This window comes from Gordonia amicalis, assembly GCF_022059885.1.
GTDB classification, from domain to species: Bacteria; Actinomycetota; Actinomycetes; order Mycobacteriales; family Mycobacteriaceae; genus Gordonia; species Gordonia amicalis.
This window is the reverse complement of the sequence record NZ_CP091855.1, coordinates 4,702,178-4,728,219: the sequence shown is the minus strand read 5'-3', so window position 1 is coordinate 4,728,219 and position 26,042 is coordinate 4,702,178. Positions and strand designations below refer to the sequence as shown.

Sequence of the window (26,042 nt, the reverse complement as noted above, 5' to 3'; positions counted from 1 at the left end):
TGTCCCCCATCCTGTGGACATCGACGGTGACAAAACGTGACGGGTTGTCGCAGGTCCAGGCGATCCAACGGTCGATGTCCGACTTGTCGTATACGGTTCGCCCAGTGTGTGGCCCCGGAGCGCTGTGTAATTGCTGAAGGCGCGTGAAGGCTGCACGGTGAGCCGACGAAAGGGGGCACCGTCGATGCCCGAGGGGAACGTCGCGTCGCCACACCGGAGGAGTGCGGCACCGGGCCGGGTGCCGATGGCGAGGTGCGCGCGATGACGGCAGACGAGGCTCCGGTGGATCGCGTCATCCGGGTCGGGATGGTCGACGATCACCGCTCACCGATCTGGGGGATCGAGCGGGTCCTGGATCCGGTCGACGACATCTCGCTGGTCTGTTCGGCGTCCACGGTCACAAGTGTGCTCGCGGGGATGCCCCTCGACGTCGTCCTGCTCGATCTGCGCCTCGACGACGGGACCACGCCCAGGGAGAACGTCAACGCGCTCTCCGCTGCCGGTGTCGCCACGGTCGTGTACACATCCGGTGAACACACTGCGCTGCTGCGTTCGGCGGCTCGGGCAGGCGCGCTCGGCGTCGTGCTCAAGTCGGCGGATGAATCGGTCATCATCGACGCGATCCGAGCGGCTGCCGAGGGCCGGGCGGTGCTCACGACAGAGTGGGCCGCGGCCATCGACGGCGACCCCGAACTGGCCGCAGTCGATCTGTCGCCACAGCTGCAGAAGGTTCTGGCCCTGTACGCGTCGGGGGAGACGTCGGCTCGGGTGGGAGCTGCTCTGGGTGTGTCCGCGGAGACCGTGAACGAGTACCTCAAGCGGATCCGGCAGAAGTACGCCGACGCCGGCAGGCCGACCCGGACCAAGGTCGACCTGTTCAAGCGTGCGGTGGAGGACGGGTGGCTGCCGGTGCCCCAGCGCAACCGGAGTCGCGGCGCCGATCCCGGTCGGTGAAAGTCACTGATAATAGGGAACTTCGGCCCTAGCACAGGACGACTCAGGTGCGGAATCAGTAGGCAGAAAAGGGGAATGGTGGGGAATCGGCAGTCGATCGGCGTCAGAACAGTAGAAGTCCCCAATTCTGGGTCTACCGGGTCGTCGACAGCAGCACTACTTTCAGAATCATAGGGAATGATGCGCGGAGCGTACGGCGTCGGGGGACGTGAGCGTTGCGCCAGAAATTAGGGGATGGACCAGTGACGGCCACTTCAGAGTTCTATCGAACCGCACAGTCCCGGGGGGCCGTGGACCAGCGTCGCGTCGGCTCGCCGGAAACGATGCCACACAACGGAATCGCCCGGCTTTCCGACTACCGCACGGCCGGTGACCGCGCACCGTCGGCGCTGCCGCGGCCGAGCCTGTCCGACCGTGAGGTCGAGGTTCTGCTCGCCTGGCTCGCCGCCGAGTCGAAAGAAGAGGCGGCAGCCCGACTCTTCATCTCGGCGTCGACGGTGAGCACCCACCTCGCACGAATCCGTGCGAAGTACACCGCGGTGGGCCGTCCGGCCCCGACCAAGACACATCTCTTCGCGCGCGCCCTCCAGGACGGGTACACCAGCCTCGATCGCTGGTGATCGTCTCCACGCGTGGTCTGCGGTGATCCTCGGAGAAGGGGGTCAGCGCAGGTCGCGCGCCAGTTTGGGCCAGGTCGCGTACAGGTCGTCCTGCCAGTAGCCCCATGAGTGGGTGCCGGTCGGCCGGAGATTCACCTGAACGGGCAGTCCGAGGGACCGCATCCGCTGGACCATCTGGCGGGTGCACATGTCGATGGCGACCTCGATGCCGCCGCCCACGATGGCCTGATTGGCCAGGTCGAAGGCATTGCCCTCGATGCCCGGGTCCCCGAGTTGCTCATGCACACCGGGCGCGCCGGTCCCGCTGGTCATGTACACCTTGGTCCCGCGCAGTTTCTCGGCGTTCAGATAGGGGTCGTTCGCACGCCAGCCGGGACCGTTGAGCGGACCCCACATGTTCACGATGTTCCCGCCGCCACGATCCTCGACGACCATCCGGATGTACTGCTGGCCGGCCGGGTCGCTCGTCCGTGCACATCCGCTGAATGCCGCGACGGACCGGTAGAGGCCGGGTGCGGCGATGGCCAGATTGAGCACCGAGGTGCCCGCCATCGAGATTCCGGCGATGGCGTTCGCGCCCGTCGTCGGGAACGTGGCGTCGATGATGGGCGGGAGTTCCCTGGTCAGGAACGTCTGCCACTTGTTGCGGCCGAGTACCGGGTCGTCGCGCTGCCAGTCGGTGTAGTAGGAGAAGGCGCCGCCGATCGGCGTGACGACATAGGCGTTCTTGTCGGCGAAGTACCGCTTGTAGGTGGTCCGCGCATCCCAGGTCGCCGAGTCCTCGCCGCCGCCGGCACCGTTGAGCAGGTACAGCACCGGGGCCGGACGCGACCGGTCGCGTGGGGTCAGTACGGTCACCGCGACCGTGCGATTCATCGCCGCCGAGTGCACGAGCAGTGTCGTCTGCTGGGGATCGTCGACGTACCTGTCGACGACTCGTGACCCCGGCGCCGCGTCGGCGGCCGACGCGGGTCCCACGACGAGCGCACCCACAACCGCCATCGTCGCCAGCAGGGCCGACCAGAACCATCTACCTCCGTGCACGCACACCACGTCCCCGCCTGTCATCCTCGATCCGTCCCACGATGTGTTGCGACGCAGAACGCCGCGGTCGTCCCGCGGAGTACCCCCGTCGTCAGTGTAGGCGTGCGTCTGCCCGGTGCCGTGGTCTCAGAGCGGGGCCTGTACCAGGATCGGCGTCGTCGGCTGCGCGGAGCCGCTCGCGGGTTCGATGGTCACCGCCAGGACCTTCGCGTCGCCGAGTCCGTCGACGACGACCGGTTCGGTGTCACCTCCCGGGATCAGGCCGGCCGGTACCGGGTTCTCCGCTCCGCCCACCAGCCAGAGCTGGAACGCGCTGTCCGGCGAGATCGGACGGCCCTGGTTCCGGATGAGTGTCACCGCGCGGCCGGCCGTCTCGGAGGCGATGACCGTGATCGTCCCGTGGCCGTCCGCCAGGGTTTCGGCGGTGACGGTCGCGTCACCGGCCGCGAGGACCCCGAGGACTTCCTGCTGCTCCCCGCCGACCGCCGTCGCGGACGGCGAGGGTTCCGGTGCCGTCGTACGGCCGATCAGGACGCCGGCGCCGAGTGCCACGGCGACGGTCGCCGCGGCCGCGGCGAGCACGGCCGTCTTCCGCCGTGTCCCCTGCGTGGTCCTCTGACGGTGTCGATCCATGGGCTCGGGTGTCGCTGTCTGTGCCGATGGCGACGAGCTGAACCGCGTGGTGCCGTCGAAGATGTGCGACAGCACGCGGTGTCGGAGATCGGACGGCGCCTCCAGGGCGTATGTGCTGGCGAATCCGGCCATGGCGGTGTGGATCTCGACGATGCGTGCCTCGTAGGACGATCGTTCCGCCGCGGGAAGCGCGGCGAGTTCCCGTTCCGCGCGGAGGGTCTCCTCGGGAGTCAGAGCGGATACGGCGTACAACTCGATGTGGTCATCGAGCCAGGCGGACATGCCGTCGTCGGGGTCCGCGTCGGTTCTTGTCATGGTCAGTTCAGACATCCTCCTGCGTCCCCAAGCACTTTTTCAGGCGGCGTAAGCCATCTCTGATCCGGGACTTGATGGTGGGCAAGGGGGTCTCGGTCTGTGATGCCACCTCCGGGTAGGTCAGGCCGCCGAAGTAGGACATCTCGATACAGCTCCGTTGCAAGTCCGTGAGCTCGCCGAGACATGTTCGTAGCGTACGCGCCTCGTCGGCGTGGACAACCACCTCGAGCGGAATGTTGCGCGGAGTTTCGACGGACGCGGCGCCGTAATCGGACATCCGCTCCTGCTGGAGCTGTTCGGTGCGCACGCGATCGACGGCGCGACGGTGAGCGATGGTCATCATCCAGGTGATGACCGAACCGCGTGCGGGGTGGTATTCGCTCGCCTTCTGCCAGTACTGCAGATACGCCTCCTGCACGATCTCCTCGGCGTACTCGCGGTCGCGGATGACACGGAACGCGAGTCCGTAGATGCGCGAGCTGGTCAGGTCGTACAGACGCGTGAACGCGGCTCGGTCCCCGGTGGAGGCCGATTCGAGAAGATCGCGCAACAAACGAGATTCGTGTCCACGTCCGTGGTCCGCATCGGGGGTCGCGCTGCCGTCGTCCGATGTCACTGGTCCACGGTAACCAAAAGAGTCGGGAGTTCTCCGGCGATCTGCAATCACCGATTTGCTGAGCTTCGGTAAAGAACAAGGGAGACAGGGATGCACACCGCGAGGATGGCCAGAGACGAGCCCACCGCATACCCCACGGCATGGTCGGCGACCCACCCGGTGGCGGCCGGGAAATTCGGTGGCGCCTCGTTGGCGAAGAGTTGCCGGCATGCGGTCGCCACGGCGGTCACCGGGTTCCACTCCGCGATGGCGCGCAGCGGGCCGGGAAGACTCTGTGCGGAGATGAACGCACTCGACAGGAACGTCAGGGGGAACATCCAGAGAAAGCCGATACTTTGTGCCGCTTCGACATTCGGGGCTCCGAGGCCGGTCACGGCGCCCACCCAGGCCATCGCGACAGCGAAGAGTCCGATGATGCCGAAGGCGATCGCGGCGTCGGCGGCGCTGCCCTGAACCCGCCATCCGATGGCAAGCCCGCAGGCGACCATCACCACCAGCCCGACGGCGCACAGGAGCATGTCGGAGAAGACCCGGCCGCTGATGACGCCCAGTCGCGACATTGGTAGCGAGCGGAGGCGGTCGATGATTCCGTCGGAGGTGTCGTTCGCCAGGCCGACAGTGGTGAAGGCGGCGTTGAACACGACGGTCTGCGTGAAGATCCCGGCCATCAGGAACTCGCGGTATGAGCCGCCGCCGAACGTCGCGCCGAAGACATAGGCGAAGAGGAAGACGAACATCAGCGGCTGGATCGTCGCACTGATGAGAAGCGTCGGTATGCGTTTGACGGTCAGCAGGTTTCGCTCGACCAGTACCGCGGTGTCAGTGAACACGAGCTCGCTCCGTTCGGTTGGGCAGATTGTCCGGTACGTCCGCGTCGGAGTCACCTGTTCCGATGACAGCGTGATCGATCGACCCCGCAAAACCGTTGACCGCCTTACCATTCATGCCTGACTGAGTGACCGTGATGTCCGAATCGCTTGATATGTCGGCGATCTCGACATCAACAGTCGTATCCGGATCGGTGGTGCCGGCTCGCTCGGTGAGCGTCAGGAAGACGTCGTCGAGGGTCGGTGTCGTGACGGACGCGTCGACGACCTCGATCCCGGCCGACGACAGCGCCCGGACCGCGGCGACCGCACTGCGGGTCCCGTCGTCGACGGGGACCGACCAGCGCACGGATTCGGTATCGGCCCCGCCCCTCTCGCCGCCCGATTCGAGACGTTCGGGTCGCCCGACACCGATCTCGGTCAGGGAGGCCGAGATCTGCTCGTCGTGGGTGTCGTCCGTGTGGGGGACGGCGAGTTCGACGGTGAGGATCGATCCGCCCGTCGAGGCCTTCAGATCGGCCGGGCTTCCCTGGGCCCGGATCGTGCCGTGGTCGATGACCGTGATCTCGTCGGCCAGCGCGTCGGCTTCCTCGAGGTACTGCGTCGTCAGCAGAACCGTCGCACCGGAGCCGACCTGTTCGGCGATGACCTCCCACATCTGGCGTCGCCCGCGAGGGTCGAGTCCGGTCGTCGGCTCGTCGAGGATCACCAGCGACGGGCGGTTGATGAGTGCCCCGGCGAGGTCCAGCCGACGACGCATCCCGCCCGAGTAGGTCCGCATCGGTCGATCCGCGGCGTCCTCGAGGTTCAGTTCCGCGATCAGTTCACGCGCGCGTTCCGATGCAACGGCCCGTGGTTGCCCGTACAACTGACCGACCATGCGCAGGTTCTCGAAGCCGGTCAGGTTGCCGTCCACGGCCGCGTACTGGCCCGACACCCCGACGATCTTCCGGACGGCGCCGGGATCGGCGATGGCGTCGACCCCGTCGACGAGCACCGAGCCCTCGTCGGGGGTCATCAGGGTCGCGACGGCGCGCACCGCGGTCGTCTTCCCGGCACCGTTGGGGCCGAGGAGCGCGTGCACCGTTCCGGTGGGGACCGTCAGGTCCAGTCCGCTGAGAGCGTGAACACGTGGCCCGCGGCCGAACAGTCCGGTGCGGAAGGTCTTGTGCAACCCGCGGAGTTCCAGTGCGTAACGTGCGGCCTCCTCGGTCGGTGCGTCGTCAGCGATGCTGTGCCGCCCCACGGGTGACCTCGCTTTCGTCGTCCCGCGAACTCTCCATCGTCCGGATCAGGCTGGCCGGCCGCATGTCCCGCCAGTTCTCCTCCACCTACTCGAGGCATTCGTCGTGTCCCGACGGGCCGAAGACCGTACGCCAGCCATCGGGCACCGGTGCGAAGTCCGGCCACAGCGAATGCTGGTTCTCGTGGTTGACGAGCACCCGGAAGGTTCCGTCGGTGTCGTCGAAGGGGTTGGTCATCACTTCTCCTCTCGTATGGCGGCCGCCGGTGGCCCCGGCGGTGCATCGATGGCGTGTACCCAGTCGGATACGTGCTCGGGCAGCATCATTCGTGCATGAGTGCTGTGCGCACCGATGTCGACGACCCGCCCGGTCACCTTCGAATGCCAGGCCTCGACGGCTGGTGCGCCGGGCTCGGGGTCGACGGTCGCGGTGACGAAGGTCAGGTCGCCGTCGTAGACACGCGGCCGCCACCCGCGCGCCAGCGGTGAGGCGTGGCGGAACACCTCGTGGACCGTGCCCAGCGTCTCCCGGGTGAGGCCGGCAAGTGCGCCACCGGTCGAGGAGATGATGCGGTGTGCATCGTCGACGGTGAGTTCTCCTGCACCGGAGATTGTTTCGTTGTCGACCTCGAGTCCGAACTCACGCATCAGCTCGGTGATCGAGGCTTCGGTGTCCAGGTCGGGGCGCTCGGCGATGACGTAGCTGTCGAGCAGGACGAGCCGCGCGACCTCATCCCCGGCCTCCCGCAGCTGCACGGCCATCTCGTGCGCGATCAGACCGCCGAGCGACCAGCCGAGGAGGTGATACGGGCCGTCCGGCGCGACGGTGCGGATCTGTGCGACGTACTCCGCGGCGAGATCGCCGATCGAGCGCGGACATGTCCGCCCGGACAGAGCCGGGTGCTGGAGTCCGTACAGGGCACGGCCGGAGGGCAGATGGGGCAGCAGCGAGGTGAAGCTCCAGGACAGCCCGATCGCCGGATGGACGACGAACAGCGGTGGCCCGTCGGGGTTCTCGGCGGCTGCCCCGCGCCCGCGACGCAGCGGGAGGAGCACGTCCAACCCCGACGTGCCGGACCGCCCTGACGGGTCCGTCGGAGGCGCCCCGTCCATGCCCAGTGCCGCGGCGAGTTCCGCCGGGGTCGGTGCGCCGAAGAGCGCCTGTGCGGACACGTGGCGACCGATGAGTTCGGTCAGCCGCGACGTCACGGCGGTGGCCAGCAGGGAATTGCCGCCCAGATCGAAGAAGCCGTCGTCGGCGCCGATCGTGTCCGGAGTGATCTCCAGGACCTCGGCGAAGACCTGTGCGACCGCCGTTTCTCCACCCGCAGCCGGTACGCGACGTGCGGCGTCGCCATCGGTGGGGACCGGCAAGGCCTTGCGGTCGAGCTTGCCGGTGGGGGTGAGGGGGATGGCGTCGAGCAGGGTCACCGAGGTCGGCACCATGTGCCGTGGGAGCCGGCGGCTCACCCGCCGTCGTAGATCCGCGGGCTCCGGAGCGGATCCGTCGGCCGCGGTGACGTAGCTGCGGATCGTCGCCGTCGCGCCGGTGCCGACGACGAGGGTGACCGCGAAGTCGACATCCGGTTCGGTCGTGAGGGCGTCGTCGATCTCGCCCAGTTCGATGCGGAAACCGCGAACCTGTATCTGGGTGTCGCCGCGGCCGATGTAGACGAGTCGGCCGTCCTCGGTCCAGCGGACCAGGTCGCCGGTGCGGTACATGCGACGACCGGCGAAGCGTGGACCGGCGACCATCGGCGCCGGCAGGAAACGGGTGGCGGTGAGACCCGGACGGCGGTGGTATCCGCGGGTGATCTGCGGTCCCATGAGATAGAGCTCGCCCACGACTCCGGCCGGGACCGGGTGCAGGCGCTCGTCGAGAACGAGTGCGCCCACACCGTTGTTCGGCGTGCCGATGGTCAATCGCCGGTTGGGCGTGAGGGGTTCACTACCGGTGATGATGATCGTGGTCTCGGTTGGTCCGTACACGTTGACGAGGGTGCGTCCGGCCGCCCAACGGCGTACCAGGTCTGCGCCGTAATCCTCACCGCCGACGGCGAGCGCCCGCAGCGAGGGAACTGCGGAGGGCGACATGCTGGCAACGGCCGCCGGCGTGATGAACGCGTGGGTGACCTGCGCGGAGTCGATGACGTCGCTGAGCGCTTCGCCCCCGTAGACCTGCGGCCCGACGATGACCAGCGTCGCCGATCCGGCCAGTGCGAACAGCATTTCCAGGACCGATGCGTCGAAACTCGGCGAGGCGAAATGCAGCACTCGCGACATCGGTCCCGGCGCCATCCGGTGAGCCAGTTCGTCGTGCACCGGACGCAGTCCGGAATGCGGCACCAGAACACCCTTCGGGCGACCCGTCGAACCGGAGGTGTAGATGATGTACGCGAGCTGATCGGGCCGGATCGTCGCGCCGCGCTCTTCGTCCGCGATCGGTGCCGGTGACGAGTGCTGCATGCGGGTGGCGGTCGCCGCGTCGTCGAGGACGAGCACCGGTATCGGGTCCTCGGCCATCCCCGCGGAGATGGACTCCCGTGCGGCCGAGGTGGTCACGACGAGTCGTGCGCCACTGTCGCCGAGCATGTGCGCGATCCGGTCGGCGGGATAGGTCGGGTCGATCGGCACGTACGCGGCTCCGGTCTTCACGATCGCCCAGATCGCCACGAGGGACTCGATCGAACGCTGCACCGCCATCGCCACCACGTGTTCGGCGTCCGGGGCGCCGACGCCCCGACCCAACAAGACGCGCGCCAGCCGGTTCGAACGGGAATCGAGCTCAGCGTAGGTGATGGTCTCGGGAGCCTCCGGCGATCCCGCCATCGCGGCCACGCCATCGGGGTTCCGCTGCACCGCCTGCGCGAACAGTCGGTCGAGCGTGGTGGGCATCTGGGCCGGAGGGCCGAGCGCTGGTGTGCGCTCGACGATCTCGAGCGGGTCGGTGACCCGGATGTCGCCGACCGACCGGCCCGGGTCACCCAGCATGCCGCGCACGACTCGCATCAGGCGGGTGGCGAGGAGTTCGGCGTCCTGGTGACGGTAGCGGGCGGTGTCGTAGGTGACCTGGAGGGCGGCGTCGCCGTCGCGCATCCCGGTGACGGTGAACTGGAGATCGAATTTGGCGGCCGGGGATTCGAATTCGGTGATCGAAGCGTGCAGTCCGGGACCCATCTCGAAGGTGGTCTCGGGCAGGCCGCCGGTTGGCTGCGAAGTGGTCCCGGCCGCGAAGTCGTGAACCGACAGCGCCACCTGGAACAGCGGATGACGCCCGGGTGTGCGCGGGGGGTTCAGCGACGAGACGATGTCGTCGAAGGGCAGACCCCGATGGTCGAGCGCATCGATGTCGGCGTCACGAACCCGGCGGACGAGCCCCGCCACCGTGTCGGCGGCGTCGAGTCGGGTCCGCAGGGGCACGACGTTGACGAACATACCCACGACACCGCTGTAGTCGCGGCCCGCAGCGGAACCGTCGCGGTTGGCGACCGGGCTGCCGACGACGAGATCGTGGCCGATACCGAGGCGGTGCAACAGGATCGCCAGCGCCGTGTGCAGAACCGAGAACGGCGTGGTCGACTGTTCGCGAGCGAAGGAGAGCAGGCCCGCCCGGGTGTGCGCGGGGAGCGCGAGACTCACCGAGCGCGCGCCGGCCGCGGACGCCGGTCGATCGATCGCCGGCGATGCGACGGTGGTCTCGGCCGGGGCGTCGGCGAGGGTCTCCTCCCAATAGCGCAGGTCTGCGGCCAGACGAGCCACATCGTCGCTCTCGAGCGCATGGTCGCGGTAGTCGACGGCGGCCGGGGCCCAGTTCCCGGTACGACCACGCCGCCGCTCGTCGTAGGCGCGCGCCAGGTCGGCCACCAGGATCGGCAGCGAGGCCCCGTCGGCCGCGATGTGATGCAGAACGAGCACCAGGAGGTGTTCGGTCTCCGGACCCGGGGTCGGACGGTCCACGACGAGCGTCGCGGTGATCGGTGCCTGGCGGCTGATATCGACGGGGCGCGTTGCGCACCGGGCGATCTCGGCGTGGACGTCGTCGGTCCGCCGGACCCGGAGGTCGCCGATCACCACATCCGGGTCGTCGAGAACGCGGCCCACCGGGCCGTTCGCGCCGGGTTCGAAGACCGTGCGCAGACTGGTGTGCCGGGCGACGATGTCGACGAGCGCGCCGCGTAGGGCCGGCACATCGAGTTCTCCCCGCAGGCGCAGCACGAACGGCATCAGGTAGTCGGTGGACTCCGGATTCGCCGTGGCCATCGAGTGGAGCCGTCGCTGGATCGGTGCCAGTGGGAACTGGGCGGGACGATCCGAGATGTGTTCGGCGCCCGGATGTTCGGACGCCGCCTCGGCCGAGTCGGCTTCGTTCTCGTCCAGAGCCGTGACGTCCCAGCCCGCCGGAAGGGTGAGAAGCGGCGCAAGCGATTCGGGCGTCGGGTGGTCGAAGACATTCCGGACCAGGAGTCGTTCGCCGACGTGGACCCGGTTGATTCGGCTGACGAGCGTGGTCGCCTGCAGCGACGTGCCGCCGAGGAGGAAGAAGTCGTCGGTGGCGCCGACGTCGTCGGGGCGGAGGTCGAGAACGTCGGCGAGGATCCGCGTCAGCGCAGACTCGGCGACGGTACGCGGAGCTCGGCCGGTCGACGGCTGCGCGGTCGTCGCGGGATCAGGCAGCGCGCGATGGTCGAGTTTTCCGTTGCGGGTCAACGGGATCGAGTCGAGTACGACAACCGCGGACGGGACCATGTGGCGCGGCAGCCGTTGCCGGGCGGCGTCGAGGATGGCCGCGGAATCCGGTGCGTCGGTCGGTCCGGTGAGGGTGACGTAACCGACGAGTACCGCGTCGGCGCCCTCGCCGCGGACGACGGTCGTGGCGAAGTCGACTCCCCCGGCGGCGGTGAGCGCCGCGGTGACCTCGTCGAGTTCGATGCGGAAACCGCGGACCTTGACCTGGTTGTCGCTGCGGCCGTGGTAGATCAGCGCGCCGTCCGCGTCGCGCCGGACGATGTCGCCGGTGCGGTACATGACCTCACCGGACCCATCGGGCCGGGCGACGAATCGCGCGGCGGTGGGTCCACGACGATCGAGATAGCCGCGGGCGACGCCCGGACCGCTGAGGTACAGCTCACCGGGGACATGGTCGGGGACCGGGAGCAGGCGATGGTCGAGGACCAGTGCGGTGCAGTCGGTGACCGGTGTCCCGATGGTGATCGGCATACCCGGCCGGAGCGGCGACGACATGACGGCGACGATCGTGGTCTCGGTCGGTCCGTAGGAGTTGACGTACCTGCGGTCGGAGCCCCAGCGCGCCACCAGGTCCGGCGTGGAGGCCTCCCCGCCGACACCGAGCGTGCGCAGATGGGGAAGGGGATGCGGCGCGGCGGTGGCCAGCGCGGCCGGGGTGATGAATGCGTGGGTCACCGCGTGCAGGTCGAGGAAGTCGACGAGTTCGTCGCCGCCGTAGATCGCCGGCGGGACGATCACCATCGTCGCGCCGACCTCGAATGCGAGCAGGAACTCGAGCATGGCGGCGTCGAAGGACGGCGACGCGAAGTGCAGTGTGCGGTCGCCGGCAGACACCCGGTAGCGGTCGCGTTGCGTCGTCGCGAACGCTGCGAGCCCGCGGTGGGTCACGCTGACGCCCTTGGGCTTTCCGGTGGACCCGGAGGTGTAGACGATGTAGGCGAGCGAGTCGGTGTGGCGGGGACTCGTTCGCTCCTCCGGGGCTCGGCTCTCCCCGGGGGTGCCCAGCGTGCCGGGGGTCACCCACCGGACGTCCTGGGGCACGTCGGCGAACCGATCCGCGGTCGTGATGCCCAGCGACGCCCCGGAATCGGCGATCATGTGAGCGATCCGGTCAGCGGGGTAACGGGTGTCGACGGGGAGGATCGCGGCGCCGCTCTTGGCGACCGCCCAGGTCGCGATCACCGACTCGAGGCTGCGGTCGAGGGCGACGGCGACGACGTCGTCGCTGCCGACCTCGAGGGCTCGCAGGTTGTGCGCCCAGACCGTCGAGATCTCGTCGATCTCGCCGTAGGTCAGCCGGCGGTCGCCGTCCTCGACGGCCACCTGATCCGTATGCCGGCGCGCGGTCGCGGTGATGATGTCGGCGAGGTGGCGCGGGGTGATCGTGGGTTCATCCGCCGGTTGCCGGGAGTGGATCGTCGACGTGGCCAGCGGGAGATCGTCCACCGGGACCTCGGGGTGTGCCGTCACGGTCTCGGCGAGGTCGGCGAACATCCGGGCCAGGGACTCGACGCGGTCGCGGGAGTGCACGTCGGTGGCGTAGGTGAACAGCGCGCGGCCGTCCCGGATGCGCAGCTCGAGATCGAAACGGGCTGCGCCGGTGTCGATCGCCTCCGCCTCGATGCGGAGATCCTCGAGGTCGGCAGGGTCGAGGAGCCCGGATGTCCCGGACGCGGACGTCCCCGAAGCGGAGGCATCGGATGTCTGGGCGTCGAAGACGAGAGCGATCTGGAAGATCGGATGCCGGCCGTTGCGAGGCGGGTTGACCATCGAGACGATCCGCTCGAACGGCATGTCGGACTGAGAGAGCGCTTCGAGGTCGCGATGGCGGACGGAGTCGAGGAGCTCGGTGAAGCTCGCCCGACCGTCCACCGGGGTCCGCAAGACCACCGAGTTCACGAACATCCCGACGACGTCGGCGAGTCGCGGGTCGTTTCGCCCGGCCACCGGGGTGCCGATGACGATGTCGGAGGCGGCACCCGCGACGTGGGTGCCGGGATCGGCGTGCAGACGGTGGAGGAGTGCGGCGAACAGTGCGTGAACGCTCATGAATTCGGTTGCGCGCCCGGCGGAGACAGCCGTCAGACGGCGTCGTACGTCGGTGCTGAACTCCACCTCGACGACCTCGGCGCGTCGTGTCCGGCCGGCCGGGGCGTCGGGGATCAGGATGGGACCGGTGTCGACTCCGTCGAGCTCGTGTCGCCACCAACGGCCGAGCTCGTCGTCGTCGGCGAGGTTCCCGGCCTGCCACCGCAGGTAGTCGAGGTAGTCGATCGCGGTGCCGGGCTCGTCGGCACCCGCTTCCGCGTTCGTCGCAGCTCCACTCCGGAGTTCGCCATAGGCGAGGATGATGTCGCGATGCAGCGGGATCATCGACCACCCGTCGGCGGCGATGTGATGGATGACGACCGACAGCCGATGGTGCATCGGATCTCCGTCGAATCGGTGCAGCGCGGTCCGCAGGGGCAGGTCGGTGGTCAGATCGAACGGTCGGGCGGCCAGAGCGCGGGCAAGCTCCGGCCACCGCGCCGCCGTGGTGTCGGTGACCTCCAGGTCGAGAGCGACCTCCTCGGCCGGGCGCACATCCAGAACGGGCCTGCCGTCGACGTCGGGATAGACGGTTCGCAGCATCACATGGCGCTCGACGGCTCGGCGGATCGCGGAACCGAGCGCGTCGACGTCGAGTCGACCGCGGAGGTCGAGCGCGAATGCGATCGCGTAACCCGCGGTCGCCGAGTGGTTTTCCTCGGCGACCGCGCCGAGGGCGAGTTGGTTGAGGAACCAGAGTTGCTGCTGGGCGGCACCGGGCTCCGCAGGTGCGTCGGGGTCGTGGGTGAGTCGGGGGACACGAGCCTCGTCCGCACCCGGGCGGGCGAGGCCGCCACCGTCCGCGAGCCGGGCGATGTCGGCGACGGTTGAATGATCGAAGATCTCACGTACCGGTACCCGGCGACCGGTCAGGTGCTCGAGAGCCCCGACGATCTGGGTCGCCAGCAGGGAGTTCCCGCCGAGGTCGAAGAAGTCGTGGTGCCGGCCGACCGTGCCGGGTGAGAGGTCGAGGCGTTCGGCGATGAGGTCGGCAACAGTCTGTTCGATCGGCGTGATCGGTGCGACGAACACGGTGCCGTTGTCGTTCGGCAGGGTGTCCGGAGCGGGCAGCGCCCGTAGGTCGATCTTCCCGATCGGCGTGGTCGGGATCTCGTCGAGTTCGACGATCATCGACGGGATCATGTGTCGGGGAAGACGATAGGCCAGTCGTTCGCGGACGTCGGAGACCGCGTCGGAGGTGTCGTACCCCATCGTCACGTACGAGACGAGGTGGGCGCGGTCGCCTTCGCCGTGAGTGGTGGTCACCGCCCCGCGGACAGCGGCGTCGGCGACCAGAACGGCATCGATCTCACCGAGTTCGATGCGGTGGCCCCGGATCTTGGTCTGGTGGTCGGCACGTCCGCGGAACTCGAGTTCGTGATCGGTCGTCCATCGCACCAGATCGCCGGTGCGGTACATCCGCTCGCCCGGATCGCCGAACGGGTTGGCGATGAACCGCTTCGAGGTCAGCGGCCGCACCCCGTGATACCCGCGGGCGAGATGCTCACCGGCGATGTACAGTTCGCCGATCGCGCCGGGAGCGACCGGCTGCAGGCGTTCGTCGAGTACGAGTGCGGAGACGCCGCGGATGGGTCGGCCGATGGTGAGCGTCGTGTAATCGGGTTCGATGGGTGCCGACACCGCCGCGACGACCGTCGTCTCGGTGGGCCCGTAGGCGTTGAACAGTTTCGGCCCGGTCGACCACGTACGCACCACTTCCGGATTCGGATGCTCGCCGCCGATGACGAGGGCCTCGAGGTCCGGGACATCGTCGGGCGCCAGGGTGGTCAGGACGGAGGGAGTCAGGAATGCGTGGGTGATGCGACCCTCCCGCATCAGCCGCGCCAGTTCGGCTCCACCCACGACGCCGGGCGGGATGATGTGCATGGTCGAACCGGCCGCGACAGCCATCAATATCTCGAGCACGGAGGCGTCGAAGCTGGGCGACGCCATGTGCATGGTCTGGCTGTCGGCCGTGATCCCGTACTGCGTGACCTGTTGTGCACCGAAATCCGCGAGGCCGCGATGGCTCACGACCACGCCCTTGGGCCTGCCGGTGGTGCCGGACGTGTAGATCAGGTAGGCGGGCTGGTCGACATCCAGTGGGCCGGGCCGTTCCGACGGCGACACCGGTGCGGCGGGCTTCCGGGCGATCAATTCGACGACCGCGTGATCGTCGAGGACGACGGTCCGCGGGACCACTGCGGCGGATTCGTCGACCAGCGCCGCCCGAGGATCCGACGACTCGTCGGTGAGCAGAAGGCAGGAACCGGAGTCGGTCAGCATATGCGCGATGCGCGCCGCCGGGTAGGCCGGGTCCACGGGCACCCACGCAGCGCCTGATCGGGCGACCGCCCACATCGCGATCATCCAGTCCACTCCGCGGGGAAGTGCCACCGCGACATGGCGTTCGGGTCCGGCGCCGCGGTCGATCAGCAGACGCGCGAGCCGGTTCGACGCCTCGTCGAGTTCCCGGTACGTCAGCGAGCGATTGCCGTCGGTGATGGCGATTCGATGCGGAGAGGACTCGGCCGCCGTGGACAACAGCGTCGTCAGATGTTCGACCGGACGGCTGCCCTCGCCGACCGCAGGGACGAGATCGAGCCGTTCGTGGAGATCGAGAACCGGGAGATCCCCGACCGCCGAATCCGGGGCAGCGGTGGCGGCCCGGAGCACCCGGTCGAGACGTGAGGCCAGCGCGCTCACCGTGGACCGGTCGAAGAGGGCGATGGCATAACCGATTTCGAGAGCGAGCCCGGCCGGCTCGCCGTCGGTGTCGTGCAGCTCGGTGAAGGTGAGTTGGAGGTCGAAGGTGGTGTACCCGGTGTCGACCCGCGACGCGGTGGCGCTCAGTCCGGCGAAGTCGAGTCGGATGGCCGAACGGTCCTCCAGGGCGAGGGACACCTGGAAGAACGGGTGCACGTGGGACGACCGGTCCGGATTGAGTTCGGTGACCACCCGGTCGAAGGGCAGGTCGGCGTTGTCGAAGGCGCTGAGATCGGTGTCACGCACGTGCGCCAGCAGGTCGACGAACCCGGCATCCTTGTCGACGGACGTGCGCAGTGCCAGCGTGTTGACGAACATGCCGACGACGCCGTCGAGGTCGGCGTCCCCACGTCCGGAGACCGGGGTCCCGACGACGATGTCCGATGACCGGGACAGCGAGCGCAGGAGTGCGGCCACCGCGGCGTGCAACACCATGAACACGGTCGTGCCGGTCGCGCCCGCCAGTTCTCGGATGGCACGGTGGGTGTCTGGTGAGAGCGTGCGGGTCACTGCGGCGCCCGTGGCGTCTTGGCGACCGGTGCGCGGACGGTCGAGGGGCAGATCGGTCTCTTTCGGGGCGCCGGCGAGAGTGTCGCGCCAGTGGTCGAGTTCGGCGGTCGCGTCGGCGCTCTCGGAGAGCCAGGTGTGGCGTTCGGCGCTGACCTGTGAATAGGTGACCGGCAGTGCCGCCCAGTCGGGTTCGGAGCCCTCCAGCCGGGCGCGGTAGGCCGTCGCGAGATCGGCGGCGAGCGGTGCCAGTGACCATCCGTCGGCGGCGATGTGATTGACCACCAAAGTAAGCCGGTGATCGTCGGCGGAGGTGCGGACGAGGCGCGCACGGATGGGCAGTTCGGTATCGAGATCGAATGTGCGCGAGGCGAAGTCGCGATCGGAGGTCAGGTTCGGATCCTGGGAGTCCAGGACGGGTAGGTCGATGTCGACCCGGTCCGCCGGGCGCGGTGACATGCACGCGACACCGTCCTGCTCGACGACCACGCTTCGCAGTGGTTCATGCCGGGCGATGACATCGACGAGCGCCTGCCGGAGACCATCGGTGTCGAGTGCGCCGACCAGGCGGACCGTGAACGGCATGTTGTAGGTGGCGGCGGCGGCCGGATCGAGCCGCCCCGCGAGCCACAGCCGGTGCTGTGCGGGGGAAAGCGGGACCGCGGAGTCGACAGGGGAGGCCGTGCGGACCTCCGCGTCCGGGTGGGCCGGGGTGGACCGGCCCGCCTCGTCGCGGTCGACGCCCATCTCGGCCAGCGCGTCGACGATACCGCCGATGTCGTCGGCATCGAAGATCGTCCGGATCCCGATGCGCTTGCCGGTGGCCCTGGACAGACGGGACGCGACGCGTGTCGCGGACAGGGATGTCCCCCCGACGTCGAAGAAGCGGTCGCGCATGGAGATGGAGGATGGGTCGGCATCAGAGCCCGGACCCAAGGCGTCGTCCGCGAGCTCGTCGGCGCCCAGGACGTCGGCGACGGTGCGGACGACGAGCCGGTCCAACGCGGTTGCCGGCCCGACGAATTCGCGGTCGTTGCGAAGTTCGGGGCGGGGGAGGGCACGGCGGTCGAGCTTGCCGTTCACTGTCGTCGGCAGTGCGTCGAGCGCCATGACCACCACCGGGATCATGTGCTCCGGCAGGGCCGTCCGGAGTTCGGCGCGGAGGTCGCGATCGTCGAGGCCGTCGCCGGTGACGTAGCCGGCTATCGCGGGTTCGTCGCCGGCGAGGTCGTTGCGGACGGTCGCTGCCACCGACGTGACCCCGTCGAGGCGGGAGAGGGCGGATTCGATCTCACCGAGTTCGACTCGCTGACCGCGGATCTTGACCTGCGAATCGGTTCGACCCAGGTATTCCAGTTCACCGTCGGGGAGGATGCGCGCGAGATCGCCGGTGCGGTAGAGCCGTTCACCATCTCCGTCCGGAGACGCGACGAAACGCGCTGCGGTGAGGTCGGGGCGGGAACGGTATCCGCGAGCGAGTTGTACACCGCTGAGGTAGAGCTCGCCGACCGCGCCGACCGGTTGGGACCGTAGGCGATGATCCAGTACGTGGACGCCGGTGTTCCAGACCGGTGATCCGATGGGGGTGAGTGCCGCATCGGGACGGCAGGAGTCGTGATGGGTCACGTCGATCGCGGCCTCGGTGGGACCGTACAGATTGTGGATCGGCGCGGAGGTGAGCCGTGCGGTCGCGCCGACGGTCGAGGTTGTCAGGGCCTCGCCGCTGGTGAAGATCCGACGAAGAGATGTCAGCCGGGAAGCGTCCGCCGAATCGAGCGCGGCGGTGAACGCAGCCAGCATCGATGGGACGAAATGGACAGTGGTGACACCGTTCTCGGCGATCACGTCCCGCAGGTACCACGGATCGCGGTGTCCGTCGGCGCTCGGGACGACGAGGCCGGCACCGGCGATGAACGGCCAGAAGAACTCCCACACCGAGACATCGAAGGTCGACGGTGTCTTCTGCAGCACCCGGTCTTCGGTGGTGAGCTGATAACGCGACTGCATCCACGCGAGCCGGTTGACGATGGCGCGATGGCTGATCACGACACCCTTGGGCTTGCCCGTCGAGCCGGAGGTGAACAGCACGTAGGCCGCCTGGTCGGCGGAGGGGACCGCGTCCGGCGCAGGGCGGCCGGCGATGTCGTCGCCTGCTGCGTGCAACTCGTCGAGGACTGCGTCGGTGATGATCAGGTCGGGTTCGGCGATCTCGAGGATGTGCGCGAGGCGGTCGGCGGGTTCGGCGGGGTCGATCGGCAGGAACGCCGCACCCGCGCGGACGACACCGTGCAGGGCCAGCACCTGGTCGACGCTGCGCGCGAGCTGCACTGCGACGACACTCTCCGGGCCGACGCCACGATCGGCGAGAGCTGCTGCAATGGAGCGTGTTCGGGCCGCGACCTCGTGATGGGTCAGCGATTGTGCGCCGTCTGCGTCGACGACGGCGGTGGCATCGGCGTGTGCGGCCGCTGCCTGGTCGAGCAGATCGACCAGGGTCGTCTGACCGAGGTCGACCTGCTCGCCGGTGGTGTGTTCGGCGAGGGCTGTGCGCTCGTCGTCGGTCAGGATGCGCAGCTGGGAGATCGGGGTGCTCACCGGGGCGGTGACCAGCGCGGACACGAAGTCGACGAGACGGCGGTGGTGCCTGGTGATCTCGTCGGGGGAGTAGATGTTGGGGTTGGCCTCGAGATCGAGGCTCATACCGCCGTTGAAGCTGTCGTAGACGTTCACCGACACGTCTTCGGTGGGGCCGGTGGACAGGACGTTCAGCTCGCCGTGGAGCGGACCGAAGTCGATGTGTTCGAAGAACAACATGACATTGACCAGGGGCCCGAAGAAGCCGCGCCGTGCGCCGGCGGCACCGAGAATCTCCGAGACGATGTCCTCGTGCCGGAACTTCTGGTGACGCACGGCGGATTTGATCTCGCAGTTCACGGTCTTCAGCAGTTCGGCGATGGTGGCCGAATCGTCGAGCGGGATGCGTAGGGGCACGACGTTCGAGATGAGTCCCGCCGACGTGCGCAGGATGTCGCGATCACGTGCGGCGACCGGGAGGCTGAGCGTTGCCTCGTCCCGGTCGGTGAAACGGGCCACGTAGGCGGCGACCGCCGCGGCGATGATCGACGCCGGACGCACGCGAAAGTCGTGGCCCAGGGTGCGGATTCGCGCCACCAGGTCGTCGTCGAGCACTGCCGACCGCACATCCGACAACGGAGACGCCGGGCCGGAGAGGCTCGTCAGGGTGGTGATCTCGGGGAGATCGGCGAGGTGCCGGGTCCAGTGCTCACGGTCGGCGGCGAACTTCTCCGAGGAGCGGTATGCCCGGTCGAGTTCGGCGATGTCGGCCATGGTGGCGGTGTCTGCCAGCGGCGGCTCGGTGCCGTTGGCGATCGCGGTGTAGTGCGAGGCGACCCGCAACATCAGGTACATGGCGGCATATCCGTCATAACCGATGTGATGCCCACGGCAGTACCAGATCGAGTGCCCCGGGCCGACTTTCAGCAGATGGGTCTCGAGTAGGGGATCGGCGAACAGGTCGGTCGCCTGCGACCGGCGGTGATCGATCCAGGCGAGCGCGGCCGCGCGCGGATCGGTCTCGTCGGAGAAGTCCTGCCGGCCCAGCACGACCAACCGCGAATGGTCGATCGTCATCAACGGCTCGCCGTCCTCGGTGGGGACGAGGCGCAGCATGGACGCCTCGGTCTCCATCTCCGTGAGTGTGGCAGCACGCTGCATGATCTCCGGGTCGACGTCGACCAGCGGGTTGTCTCCGTCCGCACCGCCGTCACGCGCAGTGTCCCCACGGAACTCGATGAAGGCATCGATGGTCATCGGCACGTCTGGTTCGAGCTGCTGCGCATAGAAGACACCGCGTTGTGCGGCTGTCATCTGAATCGCGAGATCGGTGTCGGTGATGTGCCGGATCGCGTCGTCTGTGGTCACACATGCCTCCCCTGACTGCGGTGCGCCCCGTACTCGGCATCGACGAACACGGGGCATTGCCCCACGTCGAGTGCTTTGCTTGCTGCGGTCGGGTTGCGCTGAGCGAACTGACCTTCTTCAGCTCCGGGAGGACGTAGTGATCGTTCGGCCCGCAAAGGGGCTGCTCTCCCCCGACACGTCACGTCCCCGCTGGTGAACCGCCGGATCATTGCTTGATCCGGAACAGGCTCACCAGCTGATAGGTCTTGTCCCACGGGTGCTTCGTGTGGCGAGGGGCACCAGATGGGTCTGTCTCCGAAAAACTTTCCCCCGAGCGGGATACCTGAAACCGTTCAGAAGCATCATCGGCGATTCTTCCGGCGCCCCGGTCAGAGTCGCCGGACCGCGGATTTGGCCTCGACCAGGGCGTTCCCCTACACTTGTGGGGTTGCCTGCGGCACTGCTGTGTCGCGAATCGGCTCACGAACCCACTGGGCGATCCGTCCAGGTGTCACAGCCTGGTGGAAAACCCCAGGCAGGCGTGTGTTCGGTGGCAGCGGACCGTGTGCGTCGGGTCGGAAATCCGCCGTACATAAGAAGCCAGGTCAAGGAGACTAACGAGTGATTCAGCAGGAATCTCGCCTGCGGGTCGCCGACAACACCGGTGCCAAGGAAATCTTGTGCATCCGCGTGCTCGGCGGTTCCTCGCGGCGCTACGCCGGCATTGGTGACGTGATCGTCGCCACTGTCAAGGACGCCATCCCCGGCGGCAACATCAAGAAGGGTGAGGTCGTCAAGGCCGTCATCGTGCGCACCACCAAGGAGCGCCGTCGTGCGGATGGCAGCTACATCCGCTTCGACGAGAATGCCGCCGTCATCCTCAAGGGTGAGAGCGACCCCCGCGGTACCCGCATCTTCGGCCCGGTCGGCCGCGAGCTGCGAGAGAAGAAGTTCATGAAGATCGTGTCGCTGGCACCGGAGGTGATCTGACATGAAGGTGCACAAGGGTGACACCGTGATCGTCATCTCGGGCAAGGACAAGGGAGCCAAGGGCAAGGTCATCCAGGCCTTCCCGAAGACCCAGCGTGTCCTCGTCGAGGGCGTCAACCGAATCAAGAAGCACACCGCCGCATCGGCCAACGAGCGCGGTGCCTCCTCCGGCGGCATCGTGACCCAGGAAGCCTCGATCCACGTCTCGAACGTGATGGTCGTCGATTCCGACGGCAACCCGACCCGCGTCGGCTACCGCGTCGACGAAGAGACCGGCAAGAAGGTCCGGATCTCGCGCAAGAGCGGGAAGGACATCTGAGATGACCACTACTGAGAAGATCCAGCCGCGCTTGAAGACTCGCTACCGCGAGGAGATCAAGGATGCGCTGAACAAAGAGTTCGAATACTCCAACGTGATGCTGATCCCCGGCGTCGTGAAGGTCGTCGTGAACATGGGCGTCGGCGACGCCGCCCGTGACGCGAAGCTGATCAACGGCGCTGTCGAGGACCTGGCCAAGATCACCGGTCAGCGTCCGGAGATCCGCCGCGCTCGCAAGTCCATCGCGCAGTTCAAGCTGCGTGAGGGCATGCCGATCGGTGCCCGCGCGACCCTGCGCGGCGACCGCATGTGGGAGTTCCTGGACCGCCTCGTGTCCATCGCCCTCCCGCGTATCCGCGACTTCCGCGGTCTGTCGGACCAGCAGTTCGACGGCAACGGCAACTACACGTTCGGTCTGAACGAGCAGTCGATGTTCCACGAGATCAACATCGACAACATCGACCGCCCGCGGGGTATGGACATCACCGTCGTGACGTCTGCCCGCACGGACGAGGAAGGCCGCGCACTGCTTCGTGCCCTGGGCTTCCCGTTCAAGGACAACAACGTTAAGGACAACTGACATGGCAAAGAAGGCTCTGGTCAACAAGGCCAACAAGAAGCCCAAGTTCGCCGTGCGGGGCTACACCCGGTGCAACAAGTGCGGCCGTCCGCACTCGGTGTTCCGCAAGTTCGGCCTGTGCCGAATCTGCCTGCGCGAGATGGCGCACGCGGGCGAGCTCCCGGGCGTGCAGAAGTCCAGCTGGTGACTTTTCCCCGAGGCTGACGCTTTGACGAACGGCCCCGATCTCCGTCTGGCGGAGATCGGGGCCGTTTCGTGCCTGTGGTCAACCTTTCCGGGCCAGCCACTCCTCGATGAGATCAGGGACGCTCTCGATCGATGCGGTGAGTGGGCGCTGCTAGATGCGCATGACGATCGGGTCGGCCATCTTGCCGAAGACACCGCCGAAACCGTTGGACTCGACGTGATTGGTCATACGGACGCCGTCGGAGGTCTCCTCCAGATTCGAGTGCGTCTTGTGGATGTGTGCTCATCCGTTTCGGTGCGTCGAAGTCGTTGCCGCGCAGTCTAATCGAGTGGATCGAGGGTGGTCGCAGGCATGATCGGGACGCTCACCGAGATCACCGTGGATGACCCCGACGCATCGGAGACCAGAACGGCGAAATCGTGTGAGGCCGACCCCGTGGTCCAGTGGCGCTGCGCTGAGGTAGGCGTGAAAACGAATGTGCCGCTGCCGGAATCGAGTATCACCTGGGAGTCGGTGGTCAGATAACGGAGAGCGCAGGTCTGGCCGGTCGTCTCGGCCACCGAACCCGACACGGCGCCCGTTTTCGGGTTGATGGCCGAGATGGTAGGTCTGAGTTCGAAAACCAAGGCGGGGGCCGGGTTCTCGACGCTGTGACTGTTGTGGGCGGTCGTCCTGATCGGACGGATCGTCGTGGTACCGGCGTCGTGCGTGAGAAGGATGACGTCGCCATCGGGTGAGATGACCGGGCCGTGCGTCGAATGGCCGTGGAACTCCCCGGCCTCGACGACCGAACCGTCGGTGTGGAAAACGACCAGAGTCGTTGTCGGTCGCCGGGTTTGGGGACAGAAGCGGGTCAGCGGCAGATATGTCCGGCCGTCGTGGGCGATCGCCGGGGTGCCGGCCGGCTCCCCGAAGACCGGTGGGGACACCACGGTCGTGGCGTCCGGACGTATCACCGCGAGGGAGATGAGCGGGGCCCCGCTGACCGGGTCGGTGGCGAGCATCGGGATATGCGCGGCGCCGGTCCGGTCGAAGTGGACCGAGACCGGGGTCCCGTGGACGACGTACCCGTCGTCCACGATGCCGTCACCGCGGATGAGGGTGACCGTCGTGGTGTCCTCGCCCGCCGGCGTGGTGGTCGTCGCCGTCAGCAAGACTGCGCCGGACTCGCCTGCCCGGACGGACGCCTGCCCGATTCCCGATGCGACCATCTTCGCGACGCCGTCCGGTGAGATCCCGACGACGGTGCTCATCCCGGTTGAGGGGTCCGTCAGCGCGAGGAAGAGGTGGTCGCCGGGTCCGGCAACGGCGCCGCCGTCGTCGGTGCCGGCGAGATCGACCGTCGAGATCTGACCCTCGGAACGGACTGCGGTGACATGAACCGATTCGGGAGACCGTGAGACCACATACACGGCGGCATCGGTCGGCACCACGGAGGACACGAGCCCGGGGATCTCCCAGACGGTGGTCATCGAACCCCCGAGGTCGCGGATCGCGAGGGTGGCGACCGGCCGGCCGACGTGATCGCCGTGATGGCGCACGAAGTACAGCGTGTCCCCGCGCCGCGCCCAGATGTCGCCGCCCTCGCCGTCGAACACCGGCCCGATGGGCGAGAGTCCAGCAAGGCCGGCCTCGTAGAGACTGGTTCCATCGGCATCCGACGTCGAGACGAACACCTTTCCCGACGAGGACAGGAAGAGGCGGCTGCCGGCGCCGGGGATACGCGGGAACGTAAAGGCGGTGCCGTCGTGGTCCAGGGCGGTCAGGTAAGTGTAGGCCCGGCCGTCGTCGTCGGACCACGTGGTCAGCAGGTAGCCCACGCCGGCGCCGTCGAACAGTAGGTGATCTGCGGGTTGGCCGAGGATCGGTCGGGTGGTCGACGCGGCGCCGGACGGATCCACTCGAGTGACGCGCACCGATGTTCTGAGGGTCTCGTCGGCGATCTCCGCGAGTTCTGTGAGCTGATGGGCGCGGCCGTCGGGGCCGAGGACGACGCCACGGTTCGGCTCCACCGGCGACCCCGCGATGGGGACCGTTGCCACCGTCATGGTCTTCGGCCGGACCACGGAGACCTGGGTGCAACCGTCGCCGCGTCGGGTGGTCACGAACGCGGCGTCGTCGTGGCCGATGACCACGTCGTCGATCTGGCAGCCGGGTACCGTCACCTGCCCGAGGGTGTACGGACTCGTGATCGGCAGGGCGACGGTGATCGGTGTCGTACCGCCCCGGCCGTCGGCCGCCGTGATCACCACGGAGTCGAAGCGAGCGGATTCCGGGGCATCCGGTGCGGCTGCTGCAACGCGGGCCGGCAGGCCGGGCGTGTAGGTGTACGTGCCGGTCGACGCGTCGTAGGCGAGCACGCTGCCGCTCGCGGTGAGGAAGGTCTGGTCGCTCGTCCGTGTCACGCCGTGCAGCGTCGTCGGGATCGGGTTTCCGTCCGGATCGGTGAACCGCAAGGAACCGTGCAGGACGCCGGAGGGAGCGGGTGCTGCCACCGTCTTTGCATGAGTGTGGCGTGGTACCGGGATCGTCGACGCAGGGTCGTTCGCCGTGACCGTCACCGCGGCCGCCATGCGCTTTCTGGTGAGGAGCGCGGAACCGAAGACGAGACCGCCGACGAGCGCGGACTGTGGGACGGGACTGTTCGTTCCCGACCCCTCGGCCGAGCCGAGGAACTGGTCGGGATCGGTTGTCACCAGGCCGGTTGTGTAGGGGGTGAGGGGAGATTCGGCGGTGGCGACCGGGCCGGGGGTGCCGAAACGCCGTATCCACCACAGGAGGGTCCACGGTGCCGGGCTGACTGCGCCGGTGCTTCCTCCTCCGAGGATGTGGATCCCCAGGAACGTCAGGAGCCCGAAGGCGCCGGTCTTGTACGGCTGCGGGGCCACGGCGACCGGCGGGGTGGAGGTCTTGAGCATGGGGGCCCACGGAGGCGGGTCGCCGGAGGGCGACACGCGACGATCGAACTGTGATCCGGTGGCCCCGGCCGATCGTGCGGCAAGCGGAGAGTCCCCGGGCCGGCGTTCGGCTCCGGGCGGCGGAGTGCCGTCGGCGCCGTCGCGGTCGGCGTCGTCGGGTTGGTCCGGCACCGGATTTCGGTGGATGTCGACGTCGACGTCCGCGACTGCGGTGTTCGGGGCGGGGTCGGAGGAGGGTTCCGGGTCGGGCTCGGTCACCTCGACGGCAGGTGGCGCGCTGGGCTCGCCCGCGCTGGACCCCTCGGTCTCGGATGGTGGGGTGGGGTCCACCGGGACGACGTCGTTCTCCGAGAGGGAGCTCGAGGGTTCCGCTGGGGAATCGCCGGCATCGGAATCCGTGCTCGACCCGGGGTCGGGTGTGCTGTCGGCGGAGCCACCGCCGGAGTCGCCGCTGCTGGAGTCGCCGCCGGATCTGGTGCCGCCCGAACCGCTGCCGGTGGAGTCTCCACCGCCCCCCGCGCCGCTACCGCCGGAGGCGCTGCCGGCCGAGTCACCACTGCCCGACTCGCCACCGCTGCTCGAGTCCCCTCCGGAACCAGGGGCGTCCACGCTGTGCGAGCCGCCGCCGGAGTCGCTCGGTTCGGCCGTCGCGGGTGCCTGCCCGCCGAAGCAGAGCGCCAGACCCACGGCAGCTGCGACCGCGAGCACCCGGACGCGGCGGGGTCGCGCAGTGGTCATGGTCATCTTCGGGAGACCTTCGATACGAAG

13 protein-coding genes and 1 pseudogene are annotated in these 26,042 nt (G+C 68.2%); 6 read left to right on the top strand and 8 right to left on the bottom strand.

Annotated elements, in window-relative coordinates; genetic code table 11:
* Positions 1–261 precede the first annotated feature (261 nt).
* Both IHQ52_RS21810 and IHQ52_RS21805 read left to right on the top strand, forming a co-directional pair.
* Positions 262–954, top strand: coding sequence for a DNA-binding response regulator (locus IHQ52_RS21810; protein WP_040004496.1), 693 nt, complete (start codon positions 262–264; stop codon positions 952–954).
* 242 nt (positions 955–1,196) lie between these two features.
* A complete protein-coding gene (locus IHQ52_RS21805) occupies positions 1,197–1,574 on the top strand; it encodes a LuxR C-terminal-related transcriptional regulator (RefSeq protein WP_006434648.1) in 378 nt (125 codons plus the stop codon).
* A 42-nt stretch (positions 1,575–1,616) separates the two neighbouring features.
* Here the strand turns inward: IHQ52_RS21805 and IHQ52_RS21800 are convergent, their stop codons facing one another.
* From IHQ52_RS21800 to IHQ52_RS21770, 7 genes and pseudogenes are all read right to left on the bottom strand, one after another.
* The gene (locus IHQ52_RS21800; RefSeq protein ID WP_182156176.1) at positions 1,617–2,642 is read right to left on the bottom strand and encodes an alpha/beta hydrolase; all 1,026 of its coding nucleotides are present in this window, start codon (positions 2,640–2,642) and stop codon (positions 1,617–1,619) included.
* Between the two features lie 102 nt (positions 2,643–2,744).
* Positions 2,745–3,581 (bottom strand): anti-sigma factor, encoded by an 837-nt coding sequence (locus tag IHQ52_RS21795; RefSeq protein WP_006434646.1) that lies wholly within the window; start codon positions 3,579–3,581, stop codon positions 2,745–2,747.
* A complete protein-coding gene (sigK, locus tag IHQ52_RS21790) occupies positions 3,574–4,182 on the bottom strand; it encodes an ECF RNA polymerase sigma factor SigK (protein ID WP_035760248.1) in 609 nt (202 codons plus the stop codon). Before sigK ends, IHQ52_RS21795 begins: the two co-directional genes overlap by 8 nt.
* Before the next feature lie 47 nt (positions 4,183–4,229).
* Positions 4,230–5,012 carry an ABC transporter permease gene (locus tag IHQ52_RS21785; protein WP_238063935.1) on the bottom strand — a complete coding sequence of 261 codons (783 nt, stop codon included), beginning with the start codon at positions 5,010–5,012 and terminating at the stop codon, positions 4,230–4,232.
* Positions 5,002–6,255: an ABC transporter ATP-binding protein gene (locus IHQ52_RS21780; RefSeq protein ID WP_006434643.1), complete on the bottom strand. Its 1,254-nt coding sequence runs from the start codon at positions 6,253–6,255 to the stop codon at positions 5,002–5,004. Before IHQ52_RS21780 ends, IHQ52_RS21785 begins: the two co-directional genes overlap by 11 nt.
* A pseudogene (locus IHQ52_RS23635) lies at positions 6,233–6,490 on the bottom strand (MbtH family protein). Before IHQ52_RS23635 ends, IHQ52_RS21780 begins: the two are co-directional and overlap by 23 nt.
* Positions 6,490–20,301, bottom strand: a complete 13,812-nt coding sequence (locus IHQ52_RS21770) for a non-ribosomal peptide synthetase (RefSeq protein WP_238063933.1) — start codon at positions 20,299–20,301, stop codon at positions 6,490–6,492. The pseudogene IHQ52_RS23635 and the gene IHQ52_RS21770 overlap by 1 nt, the downstream one beginning before the upstream one ends.
* Positions 20,302–20,901: 600 nt before the next feature.
* Between IHQ52_RS21770 and rplN the strand changes: the two genes are divergently transcribed.
* From rplN to IHQ52_RS21750, 4 genes are read left to right on the top strand one after another with little or no spacing between them, the layout of a single operon-like run.
* Entirely contained in the window at positions 20,902–21,270 is a 369-nt protein-coding gene (rplN, locus tag IHQ52_RS21765) for a 50S ribosomal protein L14 (protein ID WP_006434640.1), read from the top strand.
* 1 nt (position 21,271) lies between these two features.
* Positions 21,272–21,589: a 50S ribosomal protein L24 gene (gene rplX, locus IHQ52_RS21760; RefSeq protein ID WP_005197643.1), complete on the top strand. Its 318-nt coding sequence runs from the start codon at positions 21,272–21,274 to the stop codon at positions 21,587–21,589.
* 1 nt (position 21,590) lies between these two features.
* The gene (rplE, locus tag IHQ52_RS21755) at positions 21,591–22,169 is read left to right on the top strand and encodes a 50S ribosomal protein L5 (protein WP_096274515.1); all 579 of its coding nucleotides are present in this window, start codon (positions 21,591–21,593) and stop codon (positions 22,167–22,169) included.
* Between the two features lies 1 nt (position 22,170).
* On the top strand, positions 22,171–22,356 hold the full coding sequence (locus IHQ52_RS21750) for a type Z 30S ribosomal protein S14 (RefSeq protein WP_005197641.1): 186 nt from the start codon (positions 22,171–22,173) through the stop codon (positions 22,354–22,356).
* Positions 22,357–22,676: 320 nt separating this feature from the next.
* Here IHQ52_RS21750 and IHQ52_RS21745 read toward each other — a convergent pair whose 3' ends face one another.
* The gene (locus IHQ52_RS21745; RefSeq protein ID WP_096275002.1) at positions 22,677–26,018 is read right to left on the bottom strand and encodes a hypothetical protein; all 3,342 of its coding nucleotides are present in this window, start codon (positions 26,016–26,018) and stop codon (positions 22,677–22,679) included.
* Positions 26,019–26,042: the final 24 nt, after the last annotated feature.

Bases quoted from the DNA above. Each gene is read 5' to 3' on its own strand.
- IHQ52_RS21810 (WP_040004496.1), top strand. From the start codon at position 262: ATGACGGCAGACGAGGCTCCGGTGGATCGCGTCATCCGGGTCGGGATG.
- IHQ52_RS21800 (WP_182156176.1), bottom strand. From the start codon at position 2,642: ATGACAGGCGGGGACGTGGTGTGCGTGCACGGAGGTAGATGGTTCTGG.
- IHQ52_RS21795 (WP_006434646.1), bottom strand. From the start codon at position 3,581: ATGTCTGAACTGACCATGACAAGAACCGACGCGGACCCCGACGACGGC.
- rplX (WP_005197643.1), top strand. From the start codon at position 21,272: ATGAAGGTGCACAAGGGTGACACCGTGATCGTCATCTCGGGCAAGGAC.
- rplE (WP_096274515.1), top strand. From the start codon at position 21,591: ATGACCACTACTGAGAAGATCCAGCCGCGCTTGAAGACTCGCTACCGC.
- IHQ52_RS21750 (WP_005197641.1), top strand. From the start codon at position 22,171: ATGGCAAAGAAGGCTCTGGTCAACAAGGCCAACAAGAAGCCCAAGTTC.
- IHQ52_RS21745 (WP_096275002.1), bottom strand. From the start codon at position 26,018: ATGACCATGACCACTGCGCGACCCCGCCGCGTCCGGGTGCTCGCGGTC.